The organism is Exiguobacterium sp. s138 (genome assembly GCF_018618775.1).
Taxonomy (GTDB): Bacteria; Bacillota; Bacilli; order Exiguobacteriales; family Exiguobacteriaceae; genus Exiguobacterium_A; species Exiguobacterium_A artemiae.
Map to the genome: position 1 here is coordinate 1 of NZ_JACSMW010000013.1, position 6,135 is coordinate 6,135.

Here is a 6,135-nt window from a genome sequence, read left to right on the forward strand (position 1 = left end):
TACCAAGTCTGAAACAATAAGTCAACAACTTTTTAAAAGAAGTTTTTTTCTTGTTTCGTGCAGTGCGCTCGTCCTCTTAAGGACAAGAATTAATATACCACGATAATTACAACATGACAACTCTTTTGTTAAATTAATTTTAAAAAGAATAGAAAAGAAGGCTACCACCTCATTACCAGGCGGCAGCCTTCCTCTTTTTCATTATAAGCGAACAGTCGGTAACGAGACTCGCCGTTTCTTCGCTTCTCTAATATAGAAGTAATAAACGGATTCCGCTAACTTCATTTGAGCTTCGAGATCACCACAGTCATCGTAACTGATTTCAAGTAAACGGCGTTTCATCAAGTAGTTTTCTTGCGCCAGCGCCAGTTCACGGAGAAAGCGTTCATCATATTCGCTCCGGATTTTTTTCCGAAACCAATTCATAACTCCCGTCTTCCCTCCATGGCACGGGATAATGTGACTTCATCCGCGTACTCCAAATCACCGCCAACCGGAAGACCATGAGCAATCCGTGTAACACGAATACCGGTCGGTTTCAGTAATCGGGAAAGATACATCGCTGTCGCTTCCCCTTCGATGTTCGGATTCGTTGCCAAGATGATTTCAGTAATGGCTTCATCTGCCTGCAGACGCGTCAATAGACTGGATACATTGATATCTTCAGGACCGATTCCTTCCATTGGACTGATTGCCCCGTGTAATACATGGTACAAGCCCTGGTAGTCCCGCATCTTTTCCATCGCGATGACATCACGTGAATCTTGAACGACACAGACGATTGTCCGGTTACGGTGTTTATCGGAACAAACGTAACACGGATCTTTATCTGTGATGTTCCCACAGATACTACAATATGAGATATCACGCTTTGCGCTCACGAGTGCTTTTCCGAACATCAGCACATCATCTTCTTCCATATCAAGAACATGAAACGCAAGACGGACAGCTGTTTTCGGACCAATACCCGGTAACTTCGTAAAACTTTCAATTAAGCGGCTGATTGCTTCAGGATATTGCAATTCGTTTCCCCCTACAGTTTAAAACATTCCCGGCATGTTCATTCCTTGTGTAAATTTACCCATTTTACTCGAAACGAGTTCATCTACTTTTTTCAAAGCATCGTTTGTAGCAGCAAGAACGAGATCTTGAATCATCTCGACATCGTCCGGATCAACCACTTCTTCTTTAATGATGACATCGATGATATTTTTATGACCATCCGCTACGACAGAGACCATCTCTCCGCCAGCTGTTCCCGTAACCGTCAAGTCCTTTAATTCTTCTTGAGCTTTCGCCATATCTTTTTGCATCTTCTGCATTTGTTTCATCATGTTATTCATGTTTCCCATACCACGCATAATTCTTCCTCCTCTAACTGAAATTAGTCTTCGAATTCTACGATATCACCAAATCGTCCGAGCGTCTCGGACAACAGTCGATCTTCTTCCGATTCGACTGCCACTTCTTTCTCTTCTATATTACTACTATTTCGTTTCGCAACAAACTCTGCTTTTAGTTCTTTCCAATCATTATCGAGAATCGCAAGAATCTGACGTTTCACACCGCAGACCTCAAACAGTGCTTCTTCAATGACGAAACGGGTCCGTTCGTTGGTCATAACCTGTTCAAAATGCCAGCCTTTCCCGTTATCAAACTCAATCAATAATGTATCTTCCGAACAGAGGACCGGTTTACTTTCATGCACCAAAGAGTAAATCGGACCATCTTGTTTAAGGATTAACTTTAAAATGGCATCCCAACGTTCTTGAATTTCAAGAAGCTGTGCCTTCTCTGCACGACTCAACATTTGCCGAATCCGCTCTTTCGCTATCCGGACAGTTGGCCGGGCTTGTTTGCGTTTGGCCGGTTGTTGCGCAGGCGTTCCTTCAGCAGCCGGGACTCCCGTGACTTTCAACTGATGCATCTGTTCCTTCAGTTCCCGTACCTCTTGCTGGAGACTCTGCATGATCTGTCCGGTCGTTCGTCCTTGTTCCGCAATCTGAATGAACGCAATTTCGACCAGGACACGGGGATGATTCGTCAAACGCATCTGCTGTTGGCAGTCATGCAATTGTTCGATGATATGAAAACATGCTTCTGTCTCGATCGTCTCGACAAATGTTTTGAACGCTTCGGTCGGCCGAGCCCGTTCCAAAAGATCAACTGCTGTCGGAGACGTTTTGAGAAGTAACGTATCGCGATAGAAAAAGACCAGATCTTCGACGAATCGTTTTAAATCTTTTCCTGCCCGTTGCATTTTTTCAAGTGTCTGCAACAACTGGTCGACTTGATGGGCTTGCAATGCGTTTGCGACAGCGAGCAGTGCTTCATCTTCCACTGCCCCCGTCACTTCCAGTACAGCATCATCCGTTAGGTCTCCATTCGAAAAGGCGACGGCCTGATCGAGCAGGCTTAAGGCATCCCGCATTCCACCATCCGCTGCCCGGGCAATCAACCGCAATGCGGTTTCCGTATAGCCGATCGTTTGATCCGATAAGATGTACTGCATCCGTTCCATCAATTGATCGACTTCATGCCGTTTGACATCAAAACGTTGGCAACGTGAGATAATCGTCGCCGGTATTTTATGCGGCTCTGTCGTCGCCAGGATGAAAATGGCGTGTGCAGGCGGTTCTTCCAATGTTTTAAGTAACGCATTGAAGGCTCCGGTCGATAACATGTGGACTTCATCAATGATGTATACTTTGTACGCTGCTTCTGACGGCGGATATTTGACCTTATCCCGGATTTCCCGGATTTCATCAACGCCGTTGTTGGACGCGGCATCGATTTCAAACACATCAGGACTTGATCCTTCTGTAATCGCTCGACATGTCGGACATTCGTTACATGGTTCATTTACTGGCGCTTGTTCACAGTTGATTGCTTTGGCAATGATTTTTGCCAGACTTGTTTTCCCCGTTCCTCGTGGTCCAGAGAACAGATAGGCATGCGACATCCGTTCTTCCATCAAGGCGTTTTGAATCGTCCGGGTAATGTGTGCCTGTCCGACGACTTCGTCAAAACGTTGCGGCCGGTACACACGATATAATGCTTGATAGGCCAAGTTTGCGCCTCCTCTATTTATAATCCTGTTTCTATTCTACCTAAAAAAGTCTACAACCGAAACCGGCTGTAGACTTGTTATCTAAAATTAAACTGCCGCGCACCATATTCTGAAATAGGTTCAACATGCGTTACTCACGCAGCCTGCTCAGTCCAAGCGCTCCTGCGGCACACAGAGAGCACCACTTAAGGCTGCTTCCTTCCGGACCTGACCTGGTTCATGGGTATCTGTTGCGCAGGACTCAGACGTCAACGCTACTTACGTAAGGCAGACCACACCAATCCTATCCCTCGATATGGAATTCAGTCTCGCTATAGCGGATTGCGAGTGACAGGGAACCGCTACATCCCCACCTAGCACGGCAAATGGTTTATCGTATTTTAGTGGCACTTGTTTCGAGTGCTTTTTCATTATACTGTTTCATCGGTCCCGTTGCAACCCATTGCCCGTTTCCGTTGTTTCTTTTTCGCCCGGAGCTCCCGGAAAAAGGACGTCAACATCTCACCGCACTCCTGTTCAAGAACGCCACCCGTTAATTGCGAAACATGATTGAACCGTTCATCCTGGACTAAATTCATCAAAGTGCCGCAACATCCACCCTTCGGATCAACGGCTCCAAAGATGACGTGTTCGATCCGCGACAGCATGATGGCCCCTGCACACATCGGACACGGTTCAAGCGTCACATAGAGTTCGCATCCTTCGAGACGCCAGTTGGCGAGCTTGTTGCAGGCTTCTTCAATTGCGAGTAATTCGGCATGTGCCGTCGCCTGATGATTCGTTTCCCGGTGGTTATAACCGGTCGCAATCACCTCATCGCCTTTGACGATGACACAACCAATCGGGACTTCACCGATTGCTTTTGCTTTTTTTGCTTCCTCAATGGCAAGGCGCATATAGTGTTCATGCCGTTCCATCATCACACTTCCTATCTTTACAAAAATTCTCCCGCTGAAACTTCGGCAGGTGCCGCTGCTTTGTGCTAAAATATAAATTGCACTTTGCTGAACGGAGGGTAATTGAATATGTTCATAACGGTTGAAGGACCTATTGGTGTTGGAAAAACTTCACTTGCTAACGCCATCAGTCACCATTTCTCATTTTCTATGTTACGCGAAATCGTCGAAGAAAATCCCTTTCTTGGAAAGTTCTATGAAGACATCGAAGAATGGAGTTTCCAAACGGAAATGTTCTTCCTGTGTAATCGCTTTAAGCAGCTCGATGATATCGAACGTCACTATCTCAGTAAACAACGCTCTGTCGTCGCTGATTATCATATCTTTAAAAACCTTATTTTTGCCCATCGTTCTCTGAAAGTCGAGCACCTTGATAAGTACGAACAGATTTATTCGATCCTGACAACGGATATGCCAAAGCCCGATGCAGTCATTTATTTAGATGCAAGCATCGACACGTTGATGAAACGTGTTGCTCTACGCGGACGCGAGATTGAAGAAAACATGTCACGTGCTTACCTCGAACAACTGGCGGCTGACTACGAGACGTTCGTCACAGATTACCAAATCAAACATCCGGAAGTGAAAGTCATCCGATTCAACGGAGATGAACTCGACTTCGTCAAACGGCCGGAAGATTTAGAATACGTCCTGACAAAGATCCGCAACGAATTATATGAAGGAGCGAACCACGCATGAACTCGAAATTACGTGAAAAGTATAACATCCCGGCAGATGCCGTCATTACGATTGGTGGAATGGTCGGTATCGGTAAATCGACGATTACAAACGGTCTAGCAGACTCTCTTGGTTTCCGGACATCTCTTGAAAAAGTCGATACAAACCCTTACCTGGACAAATTTTATCATGATTTCGAGCGCTGGAGCTTCCACTTACAAATTTACTTCCTTGCTGAACGTTTTAAGGAACAAAAGAAAATCTTCCAATACGGCGGCGGTTTCATTCAAGACCGTTCGATTTACGAAGATACAGGCATCTTCGCGAAGATGCATTTCGAAAAAGGAACGATGTCACCAACGGATTACGAAACCTACTCGAGTTTGTTTGACGCCATGGTCATGACACCATTCTTCCCGCATCCGGATCTCCTGATTTATCTCGAAGGTTCGTTTGAACAAGTTCTTGAGCGGATTCGCTTACGCGGACGCGAAATGGAACAGCAAACGCCAATCGAATACTGGGAAGAGATGTACGAACGGTACACGAACTGGATCAATAACTTCACGATTTGTCCGGTCCTCCGTTTATCGATCGATGAATACGATTTATTGAACGAACCGGAATCGATCGAACGGATTTTATCAAAAATCGATAAACAACTTGAAGTTGCCCGCACCGCTAAAATCCGCTAATCCAAAAGCCCGTCGACAGAAATGTCGACGGGCTTTTTTTATGCTTTAGTGACTTGTTCAATTTGAGCCCGGTGATGTAAATCGTGTTGCATCATGGCCCCTAAAAAATCGAGAAGCGAAATGGTTTTTCCTTTTGACGTAAACATATCCGCCAAACGGTCTTCCGGAATCAGTTCAACGGCACGATACAAGCGGTCACGACTGACTAAGAATTCATCAATCGTCAAGATTCGTTGTTGTTCCCGACTCATTTTTGCCGCCTCTTCGTTAACAGCCTGGCTGTCCGGTTTTACACGAAACGGCTCATTTGCCAAGATAAACGGCAAGCGTTCCGCGACAAGGAATCGGTCCCACGGTGATAAATGACCGATGATCTCAGCGACTGTCCATTTCCCTTCCGCATAAGGCGTCCGCCATGCTTCTTCTGATATGTGTTCAAGACTACGGACAAATTCCATCGTGTCTTGGTAATGGGTGAGTAATGTTTGTTTCGTGAGTGTCATAGTTGCTGCTCCTTTTTCTGTCTAAGATGTAGGAAAACATAGCATGCCACTCTCGATCGATGCAATAAAAAAGCACCTCACCATAAATGGGAGATGCTTGTATAAGCGGAGTCGGTGGGATTCGAACCCACGCGGGCCTTGCGACCCCTAACGGATTTCGAGTCCGTCCCCTTCAGCCGGGCTTGGGTACGACTCCATGTTAAATGTAATTTTAGGTAAAAAAAAAAGAAGTG

At 45.7% G+C, this 6,135-nt stretch carries 8 protein-coding genes, 1 tRNA gene and 1 other RNA gene; 2 read left to right on the forward strand and 8 right to left on the reverse strand.

Going from position 1 to position 6,135, the window contains the following annotated elements; translation table 11 throughout:
* Positions 1–201: 201 nt before the first annotated feature.
* The 6 genes from KNP91_RS15440 to tadA form a co-directional block, all read right to left on the reverse strand.
* The gene (locus KNP91_RS15440; protein ID WP_012368934.1) at positions 202–426 is read right to left on the reverse strand and encodes a YaaL family protein; all 225 of its coding nucleotides are present in this window, start codon (positions 424–426) and stop codon (positions 202–204) included.
* Positions 423–1,022, reverse strand: coding sequence for a recombination mediator RecR (gene recR, locus KNP91_RS15445; RefSeq protein ID WP_012368933.1), 600 nt, complete (start codon positions 1,020–1,022; stop codon positions 423–425). The genes KNP91_RS15440 and recR overlap by 4 nt, the downstream gene beginning before the upstream one ends.
* An 18-nt stretch (positions 1,023–1,040) precedes the next feature.
* Positions 1,041–1,361 (reverse strand): YbaB/EbfC family nucleoid-associated protein, encoded by a 321-nt coding sequence (locus KNP91_RS15450; RefSeq protein ID WP_012368932.1) that lies wholly within the window; start codon positions 1,359–1,361, stop codon positions 1,041–1,043.
* Positions 1,362–1,384: 23 nt separating this feature from the next.
* The gene (gene dnaX, locus KNP91_RS15455; RefSeq protein WP_012368931.1) at positions 1,385–3,070 is read right to left on the reverse strand and encodes a DNA polymerase III subunit gamma/tau; all 1,686 of its coding nucleotides are present in this window, start codon (positions 3,068–3,070) and stop codon (positions 1,385–1,387) included.
* Positions 3,071–3,165: 95 nt separating this feature from the next.
* Positions 3,166–3,432: signal recognition particle sRNA large type (gene ffs, locus KNP91_RS15460), an RNA gene on the reverse strand.
* Between the two features lie 48 nt (positions 3,433–3,480).
* A complete protein-coding gene (tadA, locus tag KNP91_RS15465; RefSeq protein ID WP_041261387.1) occupies positions 3,481–3,987 on the reverse strand; it encodes a tRNA adenosine(34) deaminase TadA in 507 nt (168 codons plus the stop codon).
* 108 nt (positions 3,988–4,095) lie between these two features.
* On the opposite strand from tadA, the gene KNP91_RS15470 reads away from it, so the two are divergent.
* Positions 4,096–4,725 (forward strand): deoxynucleoside kinase, encoded by a 630-nt coding sequence (locus KNP91_RS15470; RefSeq protein WP_012368929.1) that lies wholly within the window; start codon positions 4,096–4,098, stop codon positions 4,723–4,725.
* Entirely contained in the window at positions 4,722–5,399 is a 678-nt protein-coding gene (locus tag KNP91_RS15475) for a deoxynucleoside kinase (RefSeq protein ID WP_012368928.1), read from the forward strand. The genes KNP91_RS15470 and KNP91_RS15475 overlap by 4 nt, the downstream gene beginning before the upstream one ends.
* Positions 5,400–5,437: 38 nt before the next feature.
* On the opposite strand, the gene KNP91_RS15480 is transcribed toward KNP91_RS15475, so the two are convergent.
* Both KNP91_RS15480 and KNP91_RS15485 read right to left on the reverse strand, forming a co-directional pair.
* The gene (locus KNP91_RS15480; protein ID WP_214850878.1) at positions 5,438–5,902 is read right to left on the reverse strand and encodes a DinB family protein; all 465 of its coding nucleotides are present in this window, start codon (positions 5,900–5,902) and stop codon (positions 5,438–5,440) included.
* Positions 5,903–6,008: 106 nt separating this feature from the next.
* Positions 6,009–6,098: transfer RNA gene (locus KNP91_RS15485), tRNA-Ser, on the reverse strand.
* Between the last annotated feature and the right edge of the window lie 37 nt (positions 6,099–6,135).